This is a genomic window from Acetatifactor muris (assembly GCF_024623325.1).
GTDB lineage: Bacteria > Bacillota > Clostridia > Lachnospirales > Lachnospiraceae > Acetatifactor > Acetatifactor muris.
Genome location: NZ_JANJZD010000052.1, coordinates 1 through 25,089, shown reverse-complemented (window position 1 = coordinate 25,089; position 25,089 = coordinate 1). Strand labels below are relative to the sequence as shown.

The 25,089-nt window shown below is 34.5% G+C and carries 36 protein-coding genes and 1 pseudogene; 32 read left to right on the top strand and 5 right to left on the bottom strand.

Features of this window, described 5'->3' with window-relative positions:
- Positions 1–343 precede the first annotated feature (343 nt).
- From NSB25_RS26785 to NSB25_RS26760, 6 genes and pseudogenes are all read left to right on the top strand, one after another.
- Positions 344–868 (top strand): hypothetical protein, encoded by a 525-nt coding sequence (locus NSB25_RS26785; RefSeq protein WP_103242306.1) that lies wholly within the window; start codon positions 344–346, stop codon positions 866–868.
- A gap of 142 nt (positions 869–1,010) precedes the next feature.
- Positions 1,011–1,112 (top strand): annotated as a pseudogene (locus NSB25_RS29810) (recombinase zinc beta ribbon domain-containing protein); the annotation flags it as partial.
- 120 nt (positions 1,113–1,232) lie between these two features.
- Entirely contained in the window at positions 1,233–1,409 is a 177-nt protein-coding gene (locus NSB25_RS26775) for a hypothetical protein (protein ID WP_242982618.1), read from the top strand.
- Between the two features lie 497 nt (positions 1,410–1,906).
- Positions 1,907–2,386 carry an HU family DNA-binding protein gene (locus NSB25_RS26770; RefSeq protein WP_103242305.1) on the top strand — a complete coding sequence of 160 codons (480 nt, stop codon included), beginning with the start codon at positions 1,907–1,909 and terminating at the stop codon, positions 2,384–2,386.
- A 35-nt stretch (positions 2,387–2,421) separates the two neighbouring features.
- The gene (locus NSB25_RS26765) at positions 2,422–2,862 is read left to right on the top strand and encodes a hypothetical protein (RefSeq protein WP_103242304.1); all 441 of its coding nucleotides are present in this window, start codon (positions 2,422–2,424) and stop codon (positions 2,860–2,862) included.
- A gap of 307 nt (positions 2,863–3,169) precedes the next feature.
- Positions 3,170–4,189, top strand: coding sequence for a hypothetical protein (locus NSB25_RS26760; RefSeq protein WP_103242303.1), 1,020 nt, complete (start codon positions 3,170–3,172; stop codon positions 4,187–4,189).
- 81 nt (positions 4,190–4,270) lie between these two features.
- On the opposite strand, the gene NSB25_RS26755 is transcribed toward NSB25_RS26760, so the two are convergent.
- From NSB25_RS26755 to NSB25_RS26740, 4 genes are all read right to left on the bottom strand, one after another.
- Complete coding sequence (locus NSB25_RS26755; RefSeq protein WP_103242302.1) at positions 4,271–5,047, bottom strand: hypothetical protein; 777 nt, start codon at positions 5,045–5,047, stop codon at positions 4,271–4,273.
- Positions 5,048–5,603: 556 nt separating this feature from the next.
- On the bottom strand, positions 5,604–5,888 hold the full coding sequence (locus NSB25_RS26750) for a hypothetical protein (protein ID WP_103242301.1): 285 nt from the start codon (positions 5,886–5,888) through the stop codon (positions 5,604–5,606).
- 25 nt (positions 5,889–5,913) lie between these two features.
- The gene (locus tag NSB25_RS26745) at positions 5,914–6,126 is read right to left on the bottom strand and encodes a hypothetical protein (RefSeq protein ID WP_103242300.1); all 213 of its coding nucleotides are present in this window, start codon (positions 6,124–6,126) and stop codon (positions 5,914–5,916) included.
- A gap of 76 nt (positions 6,127–6,202) precedes the next feature.
- Positions 6,203–7,054, bottom strand: a complete 852-nt coding sequence (locus tag NSB25_RS26740; protein WP_103242299.1) for an ArdC family protein — start codon at positions 7,052–7,054, stop codon at positions 6,203–6,205.
- A gap of 219 nt (positions 7,055–7,273) precedes the next feature.
- Between NSB25_RS26740 and NSB25_RS26735 the strand changes: the two genes are divergently transcribed.
- The 17 genes from NSB25_RS26735 (at position 7,274) to NSB25_RS26655 (ending at position 17,385) form a co-directional block, all read left to right on the top strand.
- The gene (locus tag NSB25_RS26735) at positions 7,274–7,555 is read left to right on the top strand and encodes a hypothetical protein (protein ID WP_103242298.1); all 282 of its coding nucleotides are present in this window, start codon (positions 7,274–7,276) and stop codon (positions 7,553–7,555) included.
- A gap of 119 nt (positions 7,556–7,674) precedes the next feature.
- A complete protein-coding gene (locus NSB25_RS26730; protein WP_103242297.1) occupies positions 7,675–7,923 on the top strand; it encodes a hypothetical protein in 249 nt (82 codons plus the stop codon).
- A 5-nt stretch (positions 7,924–7,928) separates the two neighbouring features.
- Positions 7,929–8,117 carry a hypothetical protein gene (locus tag NSB25_RS26725; protein ID WP_103242296.1) on the top strand — a complete coding sequence of 63 codons (189 nt, stop codon included), beginning with the start codon at positions 7,929–7,931 and terminating at the stop codon, positions 8,115–8,117.
- Between the two features lie 91 nt (positions 8,118–8,208).
- Positions 8,209–8,607 carry a hypothetical protein gene (locus NSB25_RS26720; RefSeq protein WP_103242295.1) on the top strand — a complete coding sequence of 133 codons (399 nt, stop codon included), beginning with the start codon at positions 8,209–8,211 and terminating at the stop codon, positions 8,605–8,607.
- 106 nt (positions 8,608–8,713) lie between these two features.
- Complete coding sequence (locus tag NSB25_RS26715; protein ID WP_103242294.1) at positions 8,714–9,334, top strand: hypothetical protein; 621 nt, start codon at positions 8,714–8,716, stop codon at positions 9,332–9,334.
- Between the two features lie 66 nt (positions 9,335–9,400).
- Positions 9,401–9,955, top strand: a complete 555-nt coding sequence (locus tag NSB25_RS26710) for an ECF-type sigma factor (RefSeq protein WP_103242293.1) — start codon at positions 9,401–9,403, stop codon at positions 9,953–9,955.
- Positions 9,956–10,035: 80 nt separating this feature from the next.
- Complete coding sequence (locus NSB25_RS26705; RefSeq protein ID WP_103242292.1) at positions 10,036–10,629, top strand: HNH endonuclease; 594 nt, start codon at positions 10,036–10,038, stop codon at positions 10,627–10,629.
- 135 nt (positions 10,630–10,764) lie between these two features.
- A complete protein-coding gene (locus NSB25_RS26700) occupies positions 10,765–10,995 on the top strand; it encodes a hypothetical protein (RefSeq protein WP_103242291.1) in 231 nt (76 codons plus the stop codon).
- A gap of 12 nt (positions 10,996–11,007) precedes the next feature.
- Complete coding sequence (locus NSB25_RS26695) at positions 11,008–11,484, top strand: PIN domain-containing protein (protein WP_103242290.1); 477 nt, start codon at positions 11,008–11,010, stop codon at positions 11,482–11,484.
- 2 nt (positions 11,485–11,486) lie between these two features.
- Entirely contained in the window at positions 11,487–11,666 is a 180-nt protein-coding gene (locus NSB25_RS26690; RefSeq protein WP_103242289.1) for a hypothetical protein, read from the top strand.
- A complete protein-coding gene (locus NSB25_RS26685; protein WP_103242288.1) occupies positions 11,663–11,857 on the top strand; it encodes a hypothetical protein in 195 nt (64 codons plus the stop codon). The genes NSB25_RS26690 and NSB25_RS26685 overlap by 4 nt, the downstream gene beginning before the upstream one ends.
- Before the next feature lie 854 nt (positions 11,858–12,711).
- Positions 12,712–13,290, top strand: a complete 579-nt coding sequence (locus NSB25_RS26680) for a tyrosine-type recombinase/integrase (protein WP_103242286.1) — start codon at positions 12,712–12,714, stop codon at positions 13,288–13,290.
- A 74-nt stretch (positions 13,291–13,364) separates the two neighbouring features.
- On the top strand, positions 13,365–13,586 hold the full coding sequence (locus NSB25_RS26675) for a hypothetical protein (protein ID WP_103242285.1): 222 nt from the start codon (positions 13,365–13,367) through the stop codon (positions 13,584–13,586).
- 180 nt (positions 13,587–13,766) lie between these two features.
- Positions 13,767–14,054, top strand: coding sequence for a DUF6809 family protein (locus NSB25_RS26670; RefSeq protein ID WP_103242284.1), 288 nt, complete (start codon positions 13,767–13,769; stop codon positions 14,052–14,054).
- Between the two features lie 34 nt (positions 14,055–14,088).
- Positions 14,089–14,637: an HNH endonuclease gene (locus NSB25_RS26665; RefSeq protein WP_103242283.1), complete on the top strand. Its 549-nt coding sequence runs from the start codon at positions 14,089–14,091 to the stop codon at positions 14,635–14,637.
- Between the two features lie 98 nt (positions 14,638–14,735).
- Positions 14,736–14,957, top strand: a complete 222-nt coding sequence (locus NSB25_RS26660) for a hypothetical protein (protein WP_103242282.1) — start codon at positions 14,736–14,738, stop codon at positions 14,955–14,957.
- A gap of 1,102 nt (positions 14,958–16,059) precedes the next feature.
- Positions 16,060–17,385, top strand: a complete 1,326-nt coding sequence (locus NSB25_RS26655) for a KAP family P-loop NTPase fold protein (RefSeq protein WP_172455290.1) — start codon at positions 16,060–16,062, stop codon at positions 17,383–17,385.
- Between the two features lie 221 nt (positions 17,386–17,606).
- On the opposite strand, the gene NSB25_RS26650 is transcribed toward NSB25_RS26655, so the two are convergent.
- On the bottom strand, positions 17,607–18,383 hold the full coding sequence (locus NSB25_RS26650; protein WP_103242280.1) for a restriction endonuclease: 777 nt from the start codon (positions 18,381–18,383) through the stop codon (positions 17,607–17,609).
- A gap of 604 nt (positions 18,384–18,987) precedes the next feature.
- On the opposite strand from NSB25_RS26650, the gene NSB25_RS26645 reads away from it, so the two are divergent.
- The 9 genes from NSB25_RS26645 (at position 18,988) to NSB25_RS26605 (ending at position 24,977) form a co-directional block, all read left to right on the top strand.
- A complete protein-coding gene (locus NSB25_RS26645; protein ID WP_103242279.1) occupies positions 18,988–19,239 on the top strand; it encodes a hypothetical protein in 252 nt (83 codons plus the stop codon).
- Between the two features lie 18 nt (positions 19,240–19,257).
- Positions 19,258–20,319, top strand: a complete 1,062-nt coding sequence (locus NSB25_RS26640) for a DUF262 domain-containing protein (RefSeq protein ID WP_103242278.1) — start codon at positions 19,258–19,260, stop codon at positions 20,317–20,319.
- Positions 20,319–21,335 carry a hypothetical protein gene (locus NSB25_RS26635; protein WP_103242277.1) on the top strand — a complete coding sequence of 339 codons (1,017 nt, stop codon included), beginning with the start codon at positions 20,319–20,321 and terminating at the stop codon, positions 21,333–21,335. The genes NSB25_RS26640 and NSB25_RS26635 overlap by 1 nt, the downstream gene beginning before the upstream one ends.
- 69 nt (positions 21,336–21,404) lie before the next feature.
- Positions 21,405–21,752, top strand: coding sequence for a hypothetical protein (locus NSB25_RS26630; protein WP_103242276.1), 348 nt, complete (start codon positions 21,405–21,407; stop codon positions 21,750–21,752).
- Between the two features lie 191 nt (positions 21,753–21,943).
- Complete coding sequence (locus tag NSB25_RS26625; protein ID WP_257479341.1) at positions 21,944–22,072, top strand: hypothetical protein; 129 nt, start codon at positions 21,944–21,946, stop codon at positions 22,070–22,072.
- On the top strand, positions 22,063–23,259 hold the full coding sequence (locus NSB25_RS26620) for a hypothetical protein (protein WP_103242275.1): 1,197 nt from the start codon (positions 22,063–22,065) through the stop codon (positions 23,257–23,259). Before NSB25_RS26625 ends, NSB25_RS26620 begins: the two co-directional genes overlap by 10 nt.
- Positions 23,260–23,585: 326 nt before the next feature.
- A complete protein-coding gene (locus NSB25_RS26615; protein WP_103242274.1) occupies positions 23,586–23,915 on the top strand; it encodes a hypothetical protein in 330 nt (109 codons plus the stop codon).
- A 79-nt stretch (positions 23,916–23,994) separates the two neighbouring features.
- The gene (locus tag NSB25_RS26610; RefSeq protein WP_146040191.1) at positions 23,995–24,342 is read left to right on the top strand and encodes a hypothetical protein; all 348 of its coding nucleotides are present in this window, start codon (positions 23,995–23,997) and stop codon (positions 24,340–24,342) included.
- Positions 24,343–24,497: 155 nt separating this feature from the next.
- Entirely contained in the window at positions 24,498–24,977 is a 480-nt protein-coding gene (locus tag NSB25_RS26605) for a ParB N-terminal domain-containing protein (protein ID WP_172455289.1), read from the top strand.
- Positions 24,978–25,089: the final 112 nt, after the last annotated feature.

The window sequence follows — 25,089 nt, the reverse complement described above, 5'->3', positions numbered from 1 at the left end:
GCTGACATTGAGCTGCTGCGCAGCGAGCTGTCTGTATGGGAAGCAGAGCGTAATACAACAGCAGCAAAGGTTGACTGGCATTTTAGGACAGGTGATGCCAGAATAAAGCTCAAGTCTTTATACCCCAATTTTACTATCGCCTCTTAAAAGGCGGTAGTAAGGTTAAATATCGTCATGTCATTACACTAGTCCAATGTGAGCTTATTCCCAAAAGCTACTTGCAGGATATAAATTTATTGAATTGTTTTTGTGGATTTTTAAATGGAATTATGTAAGTGGACATGATACAATGTAGCTGTTGGATTTTTGATAAAATGAATTAGATAAGGAGTGCGCAGCTACAATGGATAAGAAAGTTGATATAATAAAGGACACTGACGGTAAAAGCATTGTGGTCATCAATGACCTGCGTTTTAAGGGAAGAAGGAGCGTGGACTGGAACATTGTTGAGAACTGTCTGAAAGAGTATATCGGTCAGTGTGCGGAAATTACGGAAACATCAGACGCGGTGTACATAGGTGCAGATTTCCCTGATGAGTTTGCACATTCCAAAGACACAAAGGAACTAAGGGGCGCAAATATGTATGCAAAGGCAAATTCTTCGGGAATTATTAAAGAAATGATTGAAATTGCCACGAATAAAACATTTGCAGAGAATTATGCACAGAAACATAACACAGATGCAAAATTCGGATGGTACAGATATGATACACATTTTGCTATCCCTGTTTATGATGATGCGGGCGAACTGGTCAGGTACAATGTCTTTAAGGCAAGGATACTGGTGCGCCATGCAAAAGACGGAAAACTGTATCTGTATGATATTTTAAGGACAAAAAAAGAAACGAGCAAGCCGCTTGAGCAATAGCTGTACGGTCGAAAAACTCATTTCTCTTTATAAGTCATTTTAAAGGCATACGGCAGTTTTGTCAAGAGTAAAAATGTTTGATATTTTTGAGTAGATGGAGTGAGGGAGGTGGCAGCATTGTGCGCATAGTGGTGTTTGAAGTATTTCCGGGAAGCTGGTCTGTGGGCATTGCGGTGGCTTCTATGGGAGCAAAGTCTGGCATTCCAATACGCCAAACCGGGTGCTGGTCTGGCAGTGCAATGAAAAGCATCGGGGGAATGGCTACCGGACGCCGCATCTTACCGAGCGGGAGACCCAGAGAGCATTAAAAAGAAAAGAGGCTCTGAAAGCAATAAGTGAAATGTGCCTTTTGGGTGATAACCTGATGGCACTTGTATTTGACAGGAATCCTGAGGCCACAGAACTGCTGCTGAACATCATCCTGCAGAGAAGCGATCAACCGTTTGATTATGGAGCAAATGGGACATACGGATATTACCTGTACAGAAAATCATTATCACCGGAACAGAAGAAGCATAGATACCAAAAGCCAGATACTTAGCAATCTTCCAGAGTTTCAGACAAAAAAATAACCAAACATACGTTTGATTACCTTTTTGATTACCCTTGTTTTTATACGATGCTACAACCCCAGTAAATCAAGGGTTTCAAAAAGCTGCTGACGGGAATCGGACCCGTGACTGAAGTGCTACAAATGCAGTAAAATCAAGGGGTTCAGCGATTTCGGTTTGATAGGTTTTGATAGGCTACCAATCAACCAGATTTAGAGAGTAACATTGCGCAGAGAAAGGAGAAAGTTCTGTATATCGTGACAATTAAATATGTTGTTAGGACATGTAAATAAGTCTTCTATCAGTTGTATTATTAGGATTGATAGAGGGCTTATTTATGCGGTTTAACAATGAATCACAGAAAAACACATATTCTGAATAAAAACTATATTTCATTGACAAAAACAACTGAATAATGACAACTGAACAACGGTAAACAAATTAATCAACAAAACAAAAATACCCAGACATAAGGAGGAACAAACAAATGGCATATAAGGACGCATTATCCGCAGGCAAGATGGCGGCAAGGATTTATAACCGGGAGGACAATATCTATAAGCAGAGCATTATCAAGGAAATTTTGGACATGTACGCAAAAGAGATTTACAAGGCAATGATGGACGGGGAGCGTGTACAGATCTCCAAGGTAGGAACGATTACACCAGAGGTAAAGACACGCGAGGCTTTTAACCTGCCCTTATGTAACAGGGGAGGCGGCAACCCGCCTTTCACAAAGATCAGGATATCCCGTAACTGGGCAATCAAAGAAAATATGGACAGACAGTTATTACAGAACATGGACAATGGTATCTATGGATTGGCAAAAACCCCGTTCAGCCGGAAGCAGATGGATATAATGAAGAAATGCGGCTATATCCCGGTAGATGCTGAAGTCCCGGGGAATGTGGATTTACCGGAAGATATCATGGAAGATTCAGAAGATATGGAAGAAACAGAAGAATAGGAGAAACAGAAAATAAATAGGGAGGGATAGAGTTTATGGCGATACATATAAACAACATGAAAGATTTAGAAAAAGCACTAATGCCGACTATGGCAAAAATGGTGGACACATTGGCAGAACGGGTATACGAGACATTGAATTACTTCCTACAGGAATACTATGATGATTATGATCCCAAGTCATACAGGCGTCAACATGACTTCCTCCGGTCAGCTGTGAAGGTGGAATCCAAAATAAAGGGGAATAAAGCTGTTGCAACGGTTTTTATTGACACAGACTCCATGGATAACTATTACAATGCAACTGGTGAACAGGTGGCAAAATGGGCAAATCAGGGGACACATGGAGGATTGGTCACAGGCAGTAAGACACCCCATGTATGGGATGATACTTTGGATGAGACTGTAAATAATGGAGAGCTTCTGAAATTGGCAGTTGAATATTTGAAAAGTAAAGGAATTTCAGTAAGAACATAAACAGGGGAGATGCCTGCTGCCAATAAAAAATATTAGGTGAGCGGTATTTCAATGTATACCGTAGTCCCGTGGAGTGATGGCTCCTCGCGGGGAACTGGTGTGTACCTGCAGGTATGGTGGTTATCATGGCCAGACAGATTTATCCATCAAGCAAACAGATTATATTGAGTTTATATCACTCACCAATACAACTGAATAATGAAATACATCAGAGAGTCTTGTTCTGGACTCTCTTTTAGCGTCCCTGATTTTGGGTGCGCTGTCTATCATCATATCGAAATTGAAAGGAAATATCATTTAAGTAACAATGGACAAAACAAAGAAATTAGAACAGAGAAAAGAATTTAAAGAATATTTATCAATCGCAGATAAAAGGGTACTAGATATTAGGGCATCAGGAATAGAGCTTATCGCAAATGATGAGATATTTGTACTGGTGAATGGCACAAACAATTACTGGATCAGTAACCATGGGAGAATGGTTAATAACCTGCGAAATAATTTTCATATGCACAAAACAGGGTATGCACATTATACGCTTAGTGGAGTAGATAAGAAAATTGAGACATATACCGATAAATTAGTGGCAGAACATTTCCTTGAAAGGCCTGATAAATGTAATAAGATATGGTATATTGACCGGGATAAGAATAACTGCTATTACAGGAATCTTGTATGGGTAAATAATGAAGAATATATTGATTTGGAGCGGGGAATTGTTCTTGTAGAAGAATTAGGCAGACAGCAGGAGTACATACCATATATTACACTGAAATCTAATACCGCGTATTCAATTTGGAATGGTATTTATATCAGATGCTATAAGCAGGATGATGTATATGATGGTTCATTTATGTGTGACTTATGGAGATATAATAAGGATTCTTTTGCCGAGTGGTGGAGTTCTGAATATTATGAATGTGATGGTGAATCCATGGCTGTTGATAAAGATTTACTGTTTCAGGGTAATAAAGAGTACGCGCCTGATAAATGCTGCATTATTCCGCAGACATTAAATACAATGTTATCTAACTGTAAGAAACATAGAACAGGTAAATGGAAGAATGCAAAAATGGATTTACCGTTAGGTGTAAGATATGATAGAAGAATCAAAATGTATTATGGCGAAATCAAACCATATGGGCATGATGAAGTAATCCAACTGTCCTACTGGGATACACCGGAGGAAGCATTTGTAGAATATAAACGTCATAAGCAGGCTGATATACTGATAATGGCAGATAAGTATAAGAATAAGGTGCCAAAGAAGGTATATGATGCGCTTTTGAGGTTTGAAGTAAGGCCGTATGTGGAAGATTGGGAGTGATGGTTAGGGGATATATACTATAAGGCATACCGGATTTAAAAGTCAGGTATGCCTTGTTTTTACGAAATTATTGAGGTAAAGTCAGGGGGCTATTGGATTGATCTTGGAATTTACTTTATTATAAATTTGATTTACAGTAGCGTCATCAGCAAATACAGATGCTGCCGATAAAGTATTGAGAACTCCCCAATATATATCAATAGTTCTTATCCAATAATTAATATTGATACCGTGACATGATAAATCGAAAATAACGTTGTTATAATTGAACTGAGTACCAGACTTATAATGTGATATAAAAAAATATACCATATTGCAAAAGAGCCATTCTGTATCAGTTCCCACATTCAACACCCAATTATATATATTATTAAAAAGTGCAATTTTTTGAGAGGAATCGAATATATTATTGTTTGAGGCATTAGAGACAGTAATGTTATTTTCTTGTAAATGTGAAACTTGTTCTCCTACACTATTTATAGAGTAAATAACTTTTGTTAATTGTTCTTGGACATTTTTAAGTTCTTCTAATTGTGTATCCATTGTTTTTTCATATTTTTGGTTAAGCGTTTCTACATTTTGGGTAGTACATGATAGTCTTTCTGTGGATTCTGCAATTTTATTTCTAATATCGTTTGTAGAACGTTCTCCAGATATACTCATCCAAATTGCTATTACAGATAAAATTATTGATGTTATTGTACCAGCAAAGGAAACTTGAGAAACAAAAGCATTTTGATTATATGCTGCAAGCACTACACTTCCCAAAAGGAGAATAAGGGCTATTATGACTAAGTATCTATAATGTAATTTAAGCTTTTCATGCTGTAAAGATGTATTAGACAGATTATCTGACATATTCTTACACTCCTATTGTTATGTTTGGGATAATAATATAGAGTTCTTTTAAAATTCATTATATTTATAATAACAAAATAAATGAGTAAAAGCAAGGAATTATAAGGATTAAAAGTAAGCATGTAAAAGCGAGCATAATAATGCATGTAGATATAGGCTGATTTTACAAGGGGTATACTATATATACGTTTTTATATTTTGAATGGAAACCTATCCCCCTTACCCTTCTATGGGATATACTTCGGTAGATCCCCAAAATAAGGTGACGTGTGTTTTCATCAGATACCTGCTTTACTGCGCTAAAGCCCGAAAAATATAATGTAAACCTACCGGCATACATCCTTGCGCCTGCTGCCCTCTGTACCATCATGCAGACCGCATATAAGCCACAAATAGCTATATTACATGCTAATGTTACTACTTTTCAGGTATATCATAAAAATGTATCAATAAAGCCATTACAAGCCGAAATCAGGCTGAAAATCAATAACAGAGCCAATATAAAAGGCCGTGGGAGCTGAATCTACACGGCCTTGAATCATGTATTCATAACATGCTATTGAATTGATATATAACACTCTTTCTTTACTTTGTCAAAAGCCTTTTTTGCATCAGTATAATTTCTTCCATCGAAAACCCTGACTGTCATAACCTGATTTTCAAAATCCTCTATGTTTTCCCAAAAGTAAACCGTACTTTCTTTTTGTACACTTGAAAAGCGGTCTTTGCTTAGATGCAGAAAAGCTTTCTTTACGTCTTCCCGGTTATAATTTTCTTTGCTATCCTCCGTATATTGTCGATTCCCGAAAAAGTCTTTTCTTTCATATTTCATTATCAACATAACTTTATAATCTCCCTTCCTGTTTTTATGGTGTTTGTGCTTTTTCATTGATACTATCATTTATTTGATGTTCCAAAATATCATATATCAAATCTGACATTTCTTCTTTTAAAACATCCAGTTGATACGCTTCATCAGGGGAAATATCACCGTTTGTTATCTCTTCTATGCGATGACATTCAATGAATATCTCATTAATTTTATCATCTATAATCATATCAAGTAAATCCTTAATCATATCCGCTATACCTTCCTTTACTCTTATATGTCAGGGTGTAGCCATTCATCGGTTACACCTTATTTTTACGGTTACACTAACGATTTCCCAAAATATAATCAACAGCTTTTTCAGCTTTGCTACTTGCAGACACGATGAATCTAACATCATTTCGCAATACTGAAAGCCAATTCTGAATATATGCGCTACTGTTGCGAAAACTCTTTGCTGTTTCAATTCCGATTATATTCATAATATTTGCACTTCCAATCTCGGCAACTAATTCTTCTTTGCTGTACTCATTACTACCGAAAGAAACAAGTTTTCCTTTGCGATCTTCTACCCGGTTGCACCTTTTTTCTTTCATTGTGCTGTGCACTGATTCATGAAATGCCGTGCTGTAATATTCATTTGCATTTTTGAATTGTTCAAGCAATGGCAAGTGAATCAAATCGCGAGACGGTGAATAAAAGGCATCATTACCAGCCACAAGTTCAACGGTTATATTTTCTCTTGTCCAGTAATCATTTAAAATCTGTTCTGCTTTCTCTATCGGTTTTATTTCATTTAATTCCTCTTTTGGTAAAGGCTCTACGTCGTCAATCTGTGAGATATGAAAGACATTGTAATATCTCAATAAAGGTATTTGTTTTACTTCTTTTGTGCCGTCTTCCTGTTCTTCCTCTATGGGCTGAATTTTCCAGAAAACGACAATTTCTGATTTTTCACCCTTGCGCACATGGCCGCCGAGATCTGTCCATTGCTTGAATGTTGCATATTCTCCATCGTGTTTTAGAAGCATTTGATTTAATAAGGAATAACTTTTTTTGCTGATGCGGTTGTATGCGCCTGATCTAACGCCTGTGTAGGGTTTTTCCCATGGAATAACTCCCTGCTCTAACTGATTGATAATTCTTTCTGTAACCATTTCGTATACTGATTTACTCATAAGTGATTGCCTCCTTAAAAATATATGATTGATTGTTTTGGTGTTAAGCTAATTATAATATGGGTACATATAATTTGTCAATAAATATGTACCCATAAAAATGAACAAAATTCTGTACCCATATTTGTATATTCTGCATATTGATATGTACCCATATTTTTGTTATGATATGGGTACAGAAATAAATAACAAACAAAATCAAATCAGGAGGTAGCCAGCATGTGTATGACTAAAAAAGAACTTGAAAGTAAGGTACAGGAATTTAGAAGCCTGAAAGCAATGAAAGAAGAGCTTGAAAACGAATTGAAAGCGGTTGAGTATTCCATTATTAGTTACATGACAGAGAATGGCATCGACACAGAGATCACCGACACGGCAAAAATCACCTACAAACCACAGAGCCGTACCACATTAGATAAAGAAAAGTTGGCGGACATTCTGGGAGATGACCTGAAACCGTTTGAAAAAATAAGCTTCTTCAATGTATTAAGGGTAAAGTAACAGACTAACAAAAAGGGAGTGACGGTTAAGCCGTGGGAGATTCAGTTCTCCGCTTCCCTATCAGTAGAAATACTGTAATAAACAAATCAAACTACATAACTAAAAAGGAAGGTAAACAAATGGAAAGAAAATTATTTGAAGCTTTTGTAAAAGAATGTGAAGCATTCAACATGCACCACGCAAACAACTCACTATTAGATGAAATGATATCCATGCAAAGGATATCAGCCATTAAAATGGCATGTGAAGAAGCAGGGATTATTCTTTACTTCGAAATGAAAAATAACTATGGGACAATCATTCATGTTTCACTTTCCAAAGATGGGGAATTGTTAGAAGTAACTGAATCATTATGGGACGGGAGGTAGACAGCATGTTATTTGAAGAAGAGATAAAAGAAGCTGATGAAAAGCTACATAAAAAGGGTTATTACGTATCAAATATGGTAGAGCCTTATGACAATCTATATGAAGTTTATGACAAAAACAGTAACGTTATAATTGATTATTTAACAGTTATGCAGCTTATACAGTTGTCAAGAATGATTAATCAAATCCCCTGATGAGTCTTTGAGAATTAAGACGAAACCGCCATTTGTGGCGGTCGGGATAAAAAACATAAAAATTCGTAAAAACAAAAAAGAGAGGTAGACAATGAAAAATTTTGAATTGAACTTAAAAGTGAATGAAATTCGGTACGGCGAAACAATAGAAAGAACTTATAAAGCAGAAATCAACCTAACAGATGATACCACCTTTTCCGAAATAATAGATTTTCTGGAAGGTATCAAAAAGGTTTGGGGAAACGGCATGGTTGCTATCAAGGCTGGGTTTTGTATGGAGCTGGAAGTTATAGAAGCAGTATACAAAAATTATGGAGCCCCAGAAAAAGACCTGATTCAAGAATCCTTTAATCGTTGGGTATCAGTTCCTACATCTAATCAGGATAACAACGGGATCTATTTAAAACCAGACACAAGATACACAGACAAATGTAGATATATGTATTTGTCAAAAGATACATTAAAAGATTTAGCCTTTACATTGCACTAATTATAAATCCCCTGACGAGTACCAGTGAGAGCTGACGAAACTACCCAAACAAGGGTAGTCGGGATAAGTGCACAATCCAAAACAATCAGAATTGGAGGTAATCACAGTGAAAGGTATTAGCCTTAAAAATATGGAGCCGTTGACAGCAGAGGAGAGGGCATTCAGTGCCGACTTAGAAAACTATAACCTGTTTTTTAAGTACATGAAGATAAACAAGTTAGATCAGGAAGAATGGTATGATATTTTGATTCTGCATTATTTAAGAGCAGTAAAGAAGTATCTGAATATTCCGCATTTACAGCAATATGAATTCGGTGCAGTTCTTTTTAAAACATTAGATAGTGCAAGGTCAAATTACTGTAAGTCCAGGACAACACAAAAGAGAATGCCTGAAGGAGGAGTGTGTAGTCTTAACTATATCATTGATGATGGCAAGGGAAAAGAGATGCATGTTGATGCGTGGCTTATTGATAAGAGAACCAGTGTTGAAAGACAAATTATCAGTAAGAGTTGTTTTGAAGAATTTTGGAGTGCCATTGATGGATTTTATTGGAATGAACAGATGAAAACTGTAGCTTCTTTACTGTTAGAAGGTTATTCCAAAAGAGAGGTTATAGAACATATGCGGATAGGATTTAATGATCCGCAGTGGGGAAACAGTGTAAGCGATTGGAACTTTACCATCAATCAGTTGAGGACAGCATTTAAAGATGTTTACGGATTTTAAATATAGCAGTCAGGGGGATTGTCAGTAGTGGCAATTCCCCACATAGGAAAGGCGGGGTAACTATTATTGGATAATTATAAATTGGAACCATTAACAGACTTTGAACGGAAATTTGCAACAGAAAACCATAATCTTGTATATGACTTTCTGCATAGACACGGTTATAGCTTGGAAAAATATTATGATGTTGCTATTTTCGGATTTTTAAAAGCAGTACAGATATATAACCGCAGGGAAGACTTGCGGGAAAAATATGCTTTTTCCTTTATTAGTCAGCAATATATGAGGGCTGAGATTGGAAACCATCGCAGAACAGAAACAGCAAAGAAGCGGAAACCATCGGGAACATTGATTAGTTTGGATGCGGAATATGCGGAAATGGAAAATTTATATAACTATATCGGTGCTACTGGTGGAAAATCGCCTGAATCTGAAATGATGGCAATGGAACAAATAACGGAAATGTTAAGCAGTTTATCAGATACACAGCGGAAAATTGCGGTACTAAAAGTTGATGGATATAACAACAGGGAAATTTATTCAGCATTGGAAATAAAGCCATCAACTTATTATGTAGAAATAAAGCGAATAAAGAATGTTTTAAAGGAAATGATTGGTTAAGGTTTTGTGTAGGAGATAATAGCGGATTATGTGGACTGCCTGATATATAGGCAGTCTATAACATTAGGAAGGCGGATATTATGGCGATTGTGATTACTAACGGAAATCATTATATTACATATACGGATAGTGGAGCAACAAAGAAAACTACAGATATAAACAGTGCTTTTCAATTTTTTAGTGTAGCGGAAGCAATAAAGGGAATGAAGAAAGCGGAAGAAAAAACTAAAAACTATTTTGTGTTTGATACGCTTACACAGCGGATTTTGTGGAAGTGGATGACAGAGGAAGAAATAAAGGAAATGCGGGAGAATAAAGTCTCTCTGTTAATGATAAGACGGGATAGCAAGGGAAAAATCAAAAGAAAGTCTTATTCGGAGGACACAAGAAAGCTGATATATCTTCATGCTGGTGGACGTTGCGAGTTATGCGGAAGGAAAATTTTGCTTGAAGATATGACAATAGACCATATCACACCGTTGGCAATGGGCGGCGAGGATGATGTGGAAAATTTATCTTGTACCTGCTATCCATGCAATTTATTTAAAGGTCATGTCCTGCCTTCAGATTTTATGGAAAGAATAACGGATATATTCTTGTATCAGATGGAGAAAAAGCATAAGGACAGGGTTAAATGGAAAATCGTACATAAAATGTTGAATAACATGATATGATTTAGTTGGCACTGATGGAAATTTTTCTGCAGGTGCCAAAATAGAAAGTATGTACCCATAGAAAGTAATTGAAATTTTAACGTAAAAAGTGTATACTATATTTAAAACATAATATAAAGATTGGAGGAACATGTGGTGGCACCGAGGACAGGTAAGCAAAAGGATAGTCAGGATGCTTATATGGAAAAATTGCAGGATATAAAAGTCAGAGTACCTAAAGAATATTATGATAAGATTAAATCTTGTGCAGAATCTAAAGGATTGAGTATAAATAAATTGGTAATTTCACTTTTGGAAAATGAAATAGGTGAAAAAATATTATCAATTAGGGAAAAAAACAAACTTGAAAAGGATTCCTCAGAATAGGAGTGATGCTCTATGCGGAAATTAAAGGTATATTTAGATACATCGGTAATCAGCCACTTGTTACAAGAGGATGTACCTGAGAAGATGGCAGATACAAGGCAGTTGTGGGAAATGTTTAAGGCTGGAAAGTATGAGGTGTATTTGTCTACGGTGACGTTAGAGGAAATTGCAGATTGTCCAGAGCCTAAACGGAGTGAATTTAGAAAAAATTTGGAACAGATTAAATATACAGTTTTAGGCATTACGGATGAAATGGAAACAGTAGCACATAAGATTATTGATATGGGGATATTGACCAATAAAAGCTATGATGATTGTCAGCACATTGCAGCGGCAGTTGTTACAGAGTGTAATTGTATCATATCATGGAATTTTAAGCATATTGTAAATATTAAAACAATTCATGGTGTAAGAGCAATTACCAATTTGACGGGATATAAGCCGATTGATATTCTTAGTCCTACCGTTTTATTGGAAAGTGAGGGATGATTATGGAAAAACCTATTTTGAGTCCTGATTTTACAATCGAGGATATCCACAAATTGAGGGAGTACAATTATTATATGACGAAGGATATGTCCCCAGAGGAAAGAAGAAGCTATTATAATGAACGTGGTTGGGCATTTCAGCGTGAAATTGAAGAAGCAAGGCTTCAGGAAGTGCAGATATGAAAAAGCTGATTTTGAGTCCTGATTTTACCATTGAAGATATTCACAAGATCAGGGGACATAATTATGAACGGACAAAAGATATGACAGTAGTGGAAAAAGTTGTTTATTATAATAATTCTGGCAAGGAAGCGGAAAGAGAGATTGAATGGAGAAGGGCGTTAAAACAGCAGAAAATTAAAAGAGCCACTTGAAAATCAAGTAGCTCTAGTGTATAATCTACTTAGAAGTGATCGGAATTGAATTTTCCGATTGCCCTCAGTACAGAATATTATTCAATAAGAATAGCATCCACACTTTAGGCGGTTGGGATGCTATTTCTTTTTATGATTGTCTATGTAAGACAGAGCCGCAAATAAAACAAGTAATAATGTAAGAACTTCCATTATACTCATAGGGCATCACCCTCTTTCGTAAGACTAGAGGGCATCCATCGGAAAATCGCATCCTACTTTCTTTTCAATTATACAAGCTGATTATATCATGTAAAGAACAAATGTTCAATAAAAAAGAGCCTGAATCTACTGTATTATATATAGAAGAAATGGACTCTTTCAACAATGGGTTAATTGGATTTTCTCATATCATCAACAGCGTTATGGAGATACATATTTCTCCATGTCATTCTGATAGATTCTTGCTTTAGTTCACGGATCCGCCTGTCTAAATACTTTTCAAGTCTATCCATAAGCCAATAGGGGATAAATTTCTCTGGAATCCGCTGAATGAAGGAAAATGCTATGTCTTCTAGTTGGCTGTGTAGTTTATGGAAAAATTTTATTAATCGGTTACGGTTATTAAGTTCCATATCTATGATAATCACTCCCTTAAAAAATTTTGTATATATCTTGGAAAATTTAGAACTTTTTTATTATATATAGTATAGGTTGGAATGGTGGAAATGGCAATCAAATATTTAGTTCCAATAACTATATAGATTAGGAACTTTCCTTTATTTATAAGGGTTTGGGATATGTAGGAAAAGCATATCTGAAAAATAGGAACTAAAATGTATTGAAAATAGGAACTTTTAAGAAGGTGGAAGGCTTTGAATAAGAAAACAGTTGCACTTACAGAAGAGCAGTATAGAAAAATTATTTCCACAATACGGAATGGATTTGTGTGTTCAGATGGTCATATTGTGAAGCCGAATAATAGAATTGCAACGGCTTTATCATTGGAAGCAAATTTAGGATTGCGGATTAGTGATATATTGCAGTTGAGGCTATCGGCCATTATCCGTGATGGTGGTAGATATAGATTAGACATTGTTGAGCAGAAGACGAAAAAGAAAAGGGAGTTTACAGTTCCAACGGATATTTATATCTACATTCAGAACTATGCGCTGGAAAGTAATATTAATCCTGCTACTAAATTGTTTGATGTGTCGGAACGCGCAGTTACAAAGCACTTGAAATTGGTTTGTGATTATCTTGGATATACTGGAATAGGAAGCCATAGCTTTAGAAAGTATTTTGCAACGAGCATATATGTAAATAATCATTACGATATAAATTTGGTTCGTGTATTGTTGCAACATTCATCTACAGTAACCACACAGCGATATATCGGTTTACAGAGTAAGGATATAGAAAATGCGTTGCAGAACCATATAAAATTATTTTAATTTTCTTTAGAGTAATCAGATGGAATCTTATTATATTAATGTTAAGAAAAATAGACAGATGGAGGATAACAATTATGAGCAATAACATAACGGATTTAACCAACAATGAGATCTTCAGATTGGGCATGGCAGCAGGAAGGAAACAGTTAGCAGATCATATTCAGCATCAATTTGAGATTGGTAAGCCGGTAGAAATCAATGGTGAATTATATTGGCTGAAGAATGCAAGGCAGAACTTGATAGATATTATGGATGATATTGAATCCACATGGAATGAGGAACAGGGGATAAATTAGTTCATTGTCCCAATCATCTTTTCCATAATATCTATGAAAAATACGAGGTAGGAATCATTCAAAAAACGATATACAAATGGTTATGAATATTGTAATTGATAATTCTCAATAAATCACTGAGTCGTTGATTGGCTGGTAAGAATTACAAACTGTTGAAAGCATGGACTGAAAGGAGAACAAATGAAAGTTTATATATCAGATAGTATTCTCGAAATGATTACGGAATATGCGACGAATGAGAGACTGGATAAAATAGTATTGGATAAAAGCAGGTATAATGAAACATTAGTTAAAATAGAGGAGCAAACTAAAAAATTCGAAAGTCTTAACCTTACCCAGGAGCAAAAGGCGGTGGTCAATGATCTTATGGAATCCCATAATGCAAGTGGAGCTTGTTACGCAAAAGAAGCTTATCAGCAGGGATTCAAAGATTGTGCGCTGTTGTTGTGTGAAATAGGAATAATCTAATAGGGATGGATTTATTGGAAGGAAGGGGGAAAATATGGCTTACATATTACAGAAGGATAATAGATACTGTGTTTTGGATGCCAGAAGTAAGGTGGGGTGGACATTGGATATAAGTTTGGCAACAAAATTTTCAGACATTAAAAAAGCGTACAATCTTTTGTACATGGCAAGAAAGAAGCTGAGAGGATTTCAGGTTGTAGATTTCAACCTTAACAAAAAATCATACGGAAAAAGCCGGGAGAAGCGAGAATCATTTTCTGATCTGGAGAGAATGGCAATTTATAACAAGTGTAAGGGGAAGTGTGGGATATGTGGAAAATTTGTGCCTTATGATGAATTTACCATAGAGCACATAATTCCTCTGGCCAAAGGAGGGACTAACATGGCAGATAATCTGCAGTGTGCTCATAGATGGTGCAATTTTATTAAACAGGATTTTTTACTGCGGGAACTATGTATCAGGCTGATAGAAATAGTATTGTATCAGATTGAATGTCATATTAAAGGTTTTATTAAAAATGAGTTAAAACTTACCCGAAAGAGGAAGCAAAAGAATTACAGTACTATAAAACGTCTGGAATGAGTAATATGAAAATAGTTTCAGTGAGAAGGTTTCTGGTAATTTTTGATTAATATGCTTTTGAATTGTTAAGGAAGTCGCATATATGGGAGGAGTTTGCTATGATGGGGGACGACACAGGAAATGTAACAAATTATAATCCGGAAATAGATATGCATATTGTTCCTACAGAAGATGAAATTGCACAAAGCAATTTATTACGGAATGAAGCATGGCAAAACATTCATCATATTCTAAAAGAAGAGCTGAGTGAAAATGATATGAATGAGCTAAGAGCAGCGTTTTACGATGTAAGCGGGGGATACTTATTTAAGAGAAAATAGCATGAGTAATGAATATAAATGTATTATGGAAAATATAAAATTGGAAAATGCAGTAGGAATATTGAGTGTTCCATGATATAATTTGAGTAGATCATAGGAGTGATTACCTATTGATTGATTTTGTTGTTGAGAAAAGCTGTGTCAGTGATGGCATGGCTTTTTTGTTTGTAATTTTATAAAGGTTCGGCAGAAGCGATATTATAATTTAGCGTATAGCTTGAAAATGTAGGAAAATCAAGGCTTTTGAGATATTAAAGTTAAAATATGTGTTACCAAAATAAAGAATAATATATAATTTTATGGTTAGTTCGGTAGAAGGGTGTAATGAATATGTTCTAATGGGCTGAAAATGCTGTATTTCCAATACTTTTCCATTTAGGTTAATATGATAAGGAGAAATCTGGAGGAGAAAAATATTCTAAAATTGGGGTATCGGTATTAGGTTCGTGTTTGCACTGGTTTGAAATGCAAAACTATAGTTAGTTGTAACTATATCGAAGGATATATAAGTAAAATCGTATATATTTTGTGGTTGGTATGGTGAAAAGTGCTGAAACACTAGGAGTTTTATGGGTTTTGTGGTGATGGTGTATAGAACGAATGATTTTTAAATTTATGTTCGACATTAATTTGAAAATAGTTTGATGATCAAAATATTTATTTGGCTGACAAATTAAATATTGAATGCCATATATTGACAAGCCTTAGAAACCATGTTACCATATCGACATACATAAGGAAGAATTATCAGACAAACACTCGAAAAAATGCGGATGAAAATACTGGAAGATAAGTTTAAATAAAGATTCCTGTATTCATATGTAAGTTTTTGGAGTGTTTTTGTTTGTACAACTTACTTAATCATAAATCTATATAATAAATGAAGGGATGAAAAGGTAACCACATATGGAAAAGCAATATTTCTCACTGGAATTATAGGCACAAAATTTTTTTGGATGAGCCTAGGATTTCAGATCAAGAATTTTGCAGATTTACGGATATTGATTGTGAAGCAGAACATAAGGAATTACAAGAATATTGTAAATGCAAAGGGGTGTCATTAGATAATAGTTAAGATTGTTTAATGAAGGGAAGTTTTATTATGAAAAAGTTGGCAGAAGAAGCAACTATGGAAAATGTCTTAGAATCAATCAAAGAAAATAAATATAATAGATCACAAGATGTTATGGATTTTATTATGGCGTTAGAGCAGATAGAGGAAAATATGTTTATCAGTCTTGATGCAAAATGGGGAGCTGGTAAAACATTTTATGTAAGACAGATTGAACAAACATTAGATTATCTAACAAGAAAAGCGAAAAAAATAAATATAGAAGAAAATGTTGAAATAGCTTTTTCTAAAAACCCATTGGGATCATTACAATTAAAACATACATATTTTCCAGTATATTATAATGCCTGGTTATATGACAATCATGGTGATCCCTTAATGTCATTGATACTGAATATAACAAAAGCGTGTGAATGTTATTATGATGAAAATTTAAGCGGTAACACATTATCTGATAAGATAATCTCATTGATTGATTCTTTTTCATTTTCAATAGGTTGTATTCAGGTTGGAAGTAATTTTGGAAATGTTAAAGAAAAATTCTCTGGTAGAGATATTTTATCGGTAGTAAAGACAGAAGAGGAAATTCGAGATAAGGTAAAAGAGATTTTCGATAGCATTATAACTGAGAACGTACAAAAACTTGTTATATTTATTGATGAATTAGATCGTTGTAGACCAAGCTTTGCTATAGAGATGTTGGAACGTATTAAGCATTATTTTGATGATGATAGGATAATATTTGTTGCTTCTGTAAATAAGGAACAATTAATACATACTATCACAAGGTATTATGGGGATGGTTTTGATTCCACAACTTATTTGAACAAATTTTTTGATGTAAATGTTTGTTTCCCAGAAATTGATAACTCTTTTCGTGAAGCTGATGAAGAAGATGAAAATAAATCTTTATTATATAAAATATCAGATGAACTAAGTGATTATTATAAATTGACATTTCGTGATTATTTAATATATAAACAAAGGATTCATTCAATAAGAAGCAAACAGGTGAATGGGGATGTAATGCAAGGCATATTATTTTCAGTGTTCGTTTCAATCATTGTTATGCTGGATATTGTTGATATAGCCGAGAAACAGAAATTTATGAGCGCAGAAAGCAATATATTAGATGAGTTATTTATGCAAATTCCTACCCTATATAGAATAGCATGTAGATTGGGAAATTCAAATGATTTATCCGACGAATGTTATAGGGAAGGATATTTGGAAATCCAAAAAGTTTATCATTTTGCATTCAGTAACAGAAAAGAAATCTTAAGATATGATGGTAAGATTGGAATGCATACGAATTTTAAAGAAATGTGTGTTGGTATATGTAATGGCTTTAAATAAAATTTTTGTCCTCAGATTTATAATGTGACCGGACTAAGCACACCGCAAACAAGCCATTTTTCGCATTCACCCATATAAGAAGCATGATTTTACCGGATTCTTTATAAAAATCATGGTGAAAATGGGCGATTTTGCGCTAATTTAGTACCATGTTAATACAGATAAAATAAAAATCAGCTCCTAATCAGGGCTGATTTTTATGTGTAGTTAGATGAATTGGTTTATTGAGTGTTGTACTGTAATGATTTTAAAAGACTTGAAATAGTATCATAATCATGCAAAGTAATTTGATGATTAAGCTGATGTTGTTGGATATAATCTTTTGCAGGATTTGTGAAATATGATGTTGTGGCAATAATTCCGCCAGTTACTTTCTCTGCGGCTATGACACCATACAGACGATGGATTATATCAATTCCTACATGATGATCAGGGGAGTATTTTTTACATTCAACATAGAACAAAAATGAAAATAAATCATTCTTGGCCACAAAAATATCCTTTCCCCCATCCCGGGTTTGCGGAGTTATTTTTACAGAGAATCCTCTTTTTTCAAATATTTTAGCAATAACAAGTTCGAAGTTATATGGTGTTAAGCTATAAAGTAAATCCGGTTTTTGAGTTAATTCATATAATAATTGATCGTTTATTTCTGTGATTATTATTTTTGGTGTATCTTTTTTCTTACTAATTGGCTCTCCAAAAACATCAACTATACAAGGCTGATAGATAGATGATTTATTTTCAGTTGCTGTATTAGTATTGGATTCGTGTACTGTATTTTGGTAAACTGACGCCTTTCTAAATATGTTTTCAGTTTTTCTTCTATTCTTTGAAGCAAAAAATCCGGGTTCGTTATAGAGTAATTTATTTGTTGAGGAGGAAATTATGAAGTCGTTTTTAAGGCTATTTCGTAATCCCAAAGGAATTAATTCCATATTTTTTAAACGGACAGCAGGATTTAAGATTGACTTGTGTTCTCTTTCATATCCAAACATACATTTTTCCTCTTATATAAATGATATCTATTATACTACAATTTTTCTCTATATAAAAGAATGTTTGAATAAATTTATAGCGAAAAGTAATGATTTTATAATCATTATATAAAATTATTAAAACAGTCTTTTCTCAGTTCATTTTATCGGGCATATATGTCCCTGTAATATTTTTGTGAATTATCAAATAGGATTGCTGATTTAATACATCATATAAAAGAACAAATGTTCGAAAAATATATTGACAATAAAGAACATATGTTCTATGCTTATCACTATCTACTACAAGCAATATGTTTATATTTAAACAGTACAGCAACACTATTGTTGGATATGTCCATATACATAAATACAGAGCACATAGTTTCTCTTTGCTTCAAATCTAAAAATATTGGCAATAGAGAAAACTTTTTATGATTATTTTTCGATTCCATAGAGAATTTTGAAAGAATTTATTGTTTATAAAGTAGAAGTTTTAGCTTAGAAAAGTGGTTTAGAGAAATATATATTATGAAGGAGGAATGCTTATTGAGAGGATTATAGGGCTGTGAAGCCTATATATTTTTACCATTAAATGACAAGAGAAAGGAACAGGTGAAAAGTGATGACAAAGTTTAGTTTAGTAATCTTAACTGTGCTAAATGATAACAATGCGGAAACCATGTCAAGAGCATTGAGCGTTAGCCAAATTATAGAGCTTATGGAGGAGAAGCGGCGTAAATCGTATAGCACAACATTTCGCCATTTATTGAATATGGCAGAACTTGGTTATGTAAAAAGAGGATTGGATGATGGTTTAGCTTTAACTTATTTCATCTCTGAATCAGGAAAATTATTTTGTAAAGCAAATTATTAAATAAGAGGAGGCAACATAATGCAGACGATTGAAAGAGAGTACACAATCAAAACCCTTAACGAAGGAATTGAAAACGGCAATATTGTATTTAATCACCCGATGCAGAGAAAGCCCGGACAATGGGATCTGGAACAACAAAGTCTGCTTATCCATAGTATATTGGCAAATTTTGCAATTCCTCAGACATATGCATTACAGATGTTTGAAGGTGATTATGATTCCTTTTCTGTACTGGATGGTAAACAGAGATTTACGACAATCTACGAATATATGCAGGATAGCTTTAAGCTATCAGAAGATACACCATCGGTAAATATCCAGAAAAGAATAGTCGTCACGGATGAAAACGGACAGCGTAAACAGCAGGTTACAGTGGATGAATATGAGATTGCCGATAAGTTTTTTTCAGAGATTGATGCAAAGTTACAGGATAAACTCAAAGATAAAGTACTTTCTGTGATTGTGCTTACAGATTGTACTGACGAAGAGATTGAAGACCAGTTTTACCGCCTTAATAATGGTACAGCATTGACTAAAGACCAGAAAACAAGAGTGTTGCTTGGTGATGAACTGTCAGGATTTATTGATAAGGTAGAAGCAAGCAATTTCTTTTCAGAAAAATCCAATAAATCATACTTTACATCATTACAGAGAAAGCGTGGAGAAGTACAGACATGTATTTTACAGACATTGATGCTTGTCATGGACTACCAGTTCAAGAATTTCAATAATGATGCAACTATGGAATTTGCTGAATGGTTCCGTGCTAACCATAAAAACAGCGATTTGGAATATTGTGAAGAACTTTTTAGCAAATTAGATAAGGCAGTTGTGGCGGCAGACAAGCCTAATAAGTTGATGAAAAAAACAAGCATCCCGATTCTTGCGTACCATATCCAAACAGTAGATAAATTGGGAATTTCTCTTGAAAGATATGGTGGGTGGATTCAGAAGTTAATGGATTCCTATACTCCGGATTGTGAGTATGCTTCTTATTGTGGACAAGGTGCAACCTCAAGAGTAAAAGTGATGGCGAGATTAGAATATGTAGAAAAAGAGATAAGAGAGTTGGTGAAATAATGGAAGAATATAGGATTGATCCTGAATTGAATGAAGTCTTACCGGAATTATCAAATGCAGATTATAAGGCATTAGAACAAAGTTTACTGACAGAAGGTTATAAAGGTGCGCCGATCATGGTATGGGGAGATATTATTGTTGATGGTCATAATAGATATGAAATTTGCAATAAACACAATATCCCATATGAGGTAAAGTCAGTAGAATTTGAAAGCAAGGAAGAAGCGATAATCTGGATGGTAAGACAACAGCTTGGAAGAAGATCGCTTACGACGTTACAGAGAATCCAGATTGTAGAGAAGTATCGCCCATTTTATAAAAAGAAAGCAAAAAGGAATAAATCGCTGAATGGTGGAAATAAAAAATCGGAGTTGGAGAAATCTACAACTCCGATACCAAAAGAAGAGAAAGTTGACGTAAGAGCCGAACTTGCTAAAGACGCTGATGTCTCTACAAATACTTATTCAAAGGGTGTAAAAATTCTGGAATCAGGTAATAAAGAATTAATCAATGAAACTATTAGTGGCCAGAAGAGTATTAATAAGGCATTTAATGAGTTAAAGAAAAGTGCTGATACCAACAAGACCGATAATGTTTCTGATCCAGATGGTGAACTAAAAGATTTAAAAGAAATCCAGAGAAAGGAAGCGGCACAAAAGATAAAAGAAGTAAGAGAAAAATACGGTATTGAAAGTACTGAATATGAGAATGCAAAGGCAGAACAACTAAATGTAGAAGTGCGGATTAATGAGATTGAGAACACCGTACATGATGCCCAAACAAGTGATATTGAATCAATGCTTACTCGGATTCAGGAGCGATACTGTAACTACCTTTTAATGTTCCAACAGGATGTTGAATGGTTATTAGATAAAGAGTTTTATCGTGACGATGAAGATGTTTCTGGTAGAATGCATTCGGATTTACAGAATTGCTTTGAAAAGTTCAAAAGTATTAGTGAAGTAATGGGAAAAATGGTTATTGATGAATTTGGATGTATCACTATCAATAAGTAGAAGTAAGTAATAGATGAATGGTAATTTATTATTTATTCAACAAAATAAACAAAAAGGAGAATAAAAATTATGTCAAACACAACAGAAACAAAAAAAGTAACAATGAAGGAGCTGGCCCAGGCATTCGAAGGTAAATATGTCAATGTTTCGTCTGTAGACCATTATGGCATTGCTATTGAGATGACAAGAGGCACAATCGAGTATGAAGACAATTTAAAACCTGAATTATGGTTTGTATCAAGGGATAGCGAAAACAATGTCACGGGATCCGTTACTATTGATGAAGATATTATTGAGTGTATTGAAGAATCAGATGATACATACACAATCAGTTTCAGCGTTAGCACGGCAGATATTGATATTTCAGAGTATAAATCGTTAGAACAGTTGCAAACAGAGCATGGCAAAAGACAATAAGCATGATTTGAGATAAAATGTTTTGCTGAAAAGAGAAGTACATGGTGGATAGGTGAAATGCCTATCCACTATAAAAATAGATTGGAGGGATGAGTTTTAAGTGTAGAAGTAGATATTGTTACTGTAAATAATAAGACAGTGTTGTAATGATAATACCGTCTTTGTTGCCCGTTAAAAAGGAGAACATTAATATGAGTAGAAATTATATGGAAATGAGAAGAAAAGAATCAGATTGGAGGAATGAATTATTAGCAACACAGAAAGAAAAATTAAGATTGTTGATGACATTATGGGAAGCGGAAAAAGCACAATGGCAATAAATTATATTAATGCCAACAAAGATAAAAAATATTTATGTATTGTTCCGCTATTAGACGAATGTGACAGATATAAAAGAAAGACAAAAATTAATATATTTGATCCCAAAGATTGGGGGTCTAAATGGAAACAATTTAGGAATCTGGTAGAAAATGATATGAACATTGTAACTACACATGCTCTAATTCAGAAAATGGATTTGGATATGTTAGAACTTTTAAAAAGCAAAGATTACACATTGATGATTGATGAATGTTTGGATGTGTTAGATACATATAAAATTAGCAAAGATGATTTGAAAATTATTTTTAATGAGAATTTAGTTTCTTTAGATAATGATGGTTTTCTTGTTTGGAATGAAGAAAAAAAGCCTTACAAGGGTGTGTATGGAGATATAAAAAGACTATGTAGTTTTAAGTCGCTAATGGGATTTAAGAAGGACAATAGCGATGAACTGGCGAGAATAATAATGTGGAATTTTCCAGTTGACTTCTTTAAATGTTTTGAAGAAAGTTTCATTTTTACATATTTATGGGATGGGAGTATTCAGAAATCATATTTTGACATTCATGGGATACAGTATGAAAAATATATGCTTGATGACAATGGGCAGCTTATTCCACATGATAAAGTATTAGAATTTGAAAAAAGAAGAAAGGTTGTTGACTTGATTAATATATATGATGGAAAGTTCAATAATATTGGAATGAAAATAGGAAAATCTAATCCATTATCAAAATCATGGTATGAAGATAAAAGGAAAAAGAATCTGGCTATTTTTGAACAGTTAAAAAAGAATACAGAAAACTATTTTAGAACGGTTACAGAAACAGAGGCAAAGTACAATATGTATACGGTTTTTAAACCTTATGCTAAATATATAAGTGGAAAAGGTTTCTCAAGAGGTCTTGTAGCTTGTAACGCAAGAGGGACAAACAACTACAGAGAAAGAAAAGCTTTGGCATATTTAATTAATTTCTTTATGCAACCAGATATTAAGCAATTTATAGAACACTACCATATTGAATTTGATGAAGATCTATTTTCTTTATCAGCATTATTACAGTGGATATGGAGAAGTCAAATCAGAGACGGGCAGCCTATTGAAATTTATATTCCGAGTGAAAGAATGAGGATATTATTGCTAATGTGGATTGATGAATGTAAGGCTCTTAAAGATATTGCATAAAATCAAAATGTGCAAAATGGAGATTTAAAACTGCACATTTCGCTTCAAGAATGCCCATTTTATGCGGGTTTCAGAGGGCTTTCCCTAAAGAAGAGAATAGGGAAATAGAGAGTAAAATATCATCAATTTCCATCTACTTACAAAAACATATCATTATTGGACAGACTGGCAGATTGCAAGCCGCCGTCCTTTGGCGGTGAAGTAATCTGTCAGGATGCTCCAATAATTATCACGGACTAAATTCAGCAAAGGACAGCTTCGCTGGACTTTGATGGATTTAGGCCGTGCCTACCGTCGGAGACAATATAAAAGGAGACAGATTATTTATGAAAAAACAGGATAAAGAAAATTTGCAGAGTAAGAAATTGACAGATTCATTGCTGGTATCATGTTTAGCAGCTTGTGAGCCAGTAATAAGTAAAAATGCTTACTTTGAAAAGAAATGGGCTAATTGTGGACAATCATATAATGGATGTTATCAATATGAATGTCAATTATGGATGGGATACAGGGAGAAATTGCGTTCCTTATTGTTGCCCATATATTCAATGAAGATAATTATACAGATGACTAAAAGTTGCAAAGACAAAGCAACACGGCAAGAAGTGTTAAAAGTGATTCGGATGATAGAGAAGAACGATTATGAGTTGGTGTAGTCCCTGACAGTAGGCAGCCACCGCAAGCGGTGACTGATTAGTTCGCAATCTAACGATTGCTCACCTGGATAATTTTTTGATGAAGAAGGAGAAGTATAAAATAATGACCAGAGAGACAATAATCCAGAACATAATGAATAATTATGGTAAATATGGTATTACAGAGGATATGGTAGAAGAAGTTATGGATGCGGGTTTGGAAGGTGGAATGAACTATGATTTGATTTACCTTGATATGTGTAGAAGGATTTCTGAAATTACAGGTGAAGAATTTGTATGTTCTGCTTCAGATTTAGCAAGAGCATATGGTGTACCTGATGATAAAATGGCGAAAATCATTGAGGAGGCAAGACAAGAACTAATTGAAGCTGGCGAAGAACCTGATGAATATTTCCGGGAAGTGCCCGTACATAGGTTTATGATGTAGGGGAAATATAATATATGGCCTGTCAGTTGGACGGATAAAGAGAATTACAAGGGGTGACTTATCTCTGCCATTGAGAAGGAGCGGTTGGTTTAAACAAAGTGCCTTCCCTCCAATTGGAGGGCAAGCGTGAATTTATGAAAAGGAGAAGATATTATATGGCATACATAGATATAAAAGATTTAAAAGTTGATAAGGAATTTGAAGATTTGTTACCCGTTCTGACACCAGAAGAATTAGAAAAGCTTGAAGACAGTATTCTGAAATATGGAATGCTTGATCCAATAAAAATATGGCAGGAACCAGATACGAATAAGTGGATCATTATAGATGGACATAATCGTTATAATATATTGAAAAAGCATGGTATTGATTGGCATTATTGGCAGGACTATAAAATTATGGGAGAACTGGAGACAAGGGAAGATGTCAAACAGTGGATGCTTGAACAGCAGCTTGGACGTAGGAATTTAACCGAAACAGAGCGATATGAGATAGTTCAGAAATTTAAAAGTGTTTTTCAAAAAAAGGCAAAAGAGAATCAGTCTTTAGGCGGTAAAGGTTTGGCAAATTTGCCGAAAGTTGATACAAGGAAAGAAATGGCAAAAGCTGTTGGTGTATCAGTAAACGGTAGATAGTGCGTACCTCGACTATGGAGGCAAAATATGTGACAATAGACTATATTTCTATCACAGGTATTAAAAGTTGAACCTTAACTTTTGATACCGCTATACGGAGGTAAGTCTATGA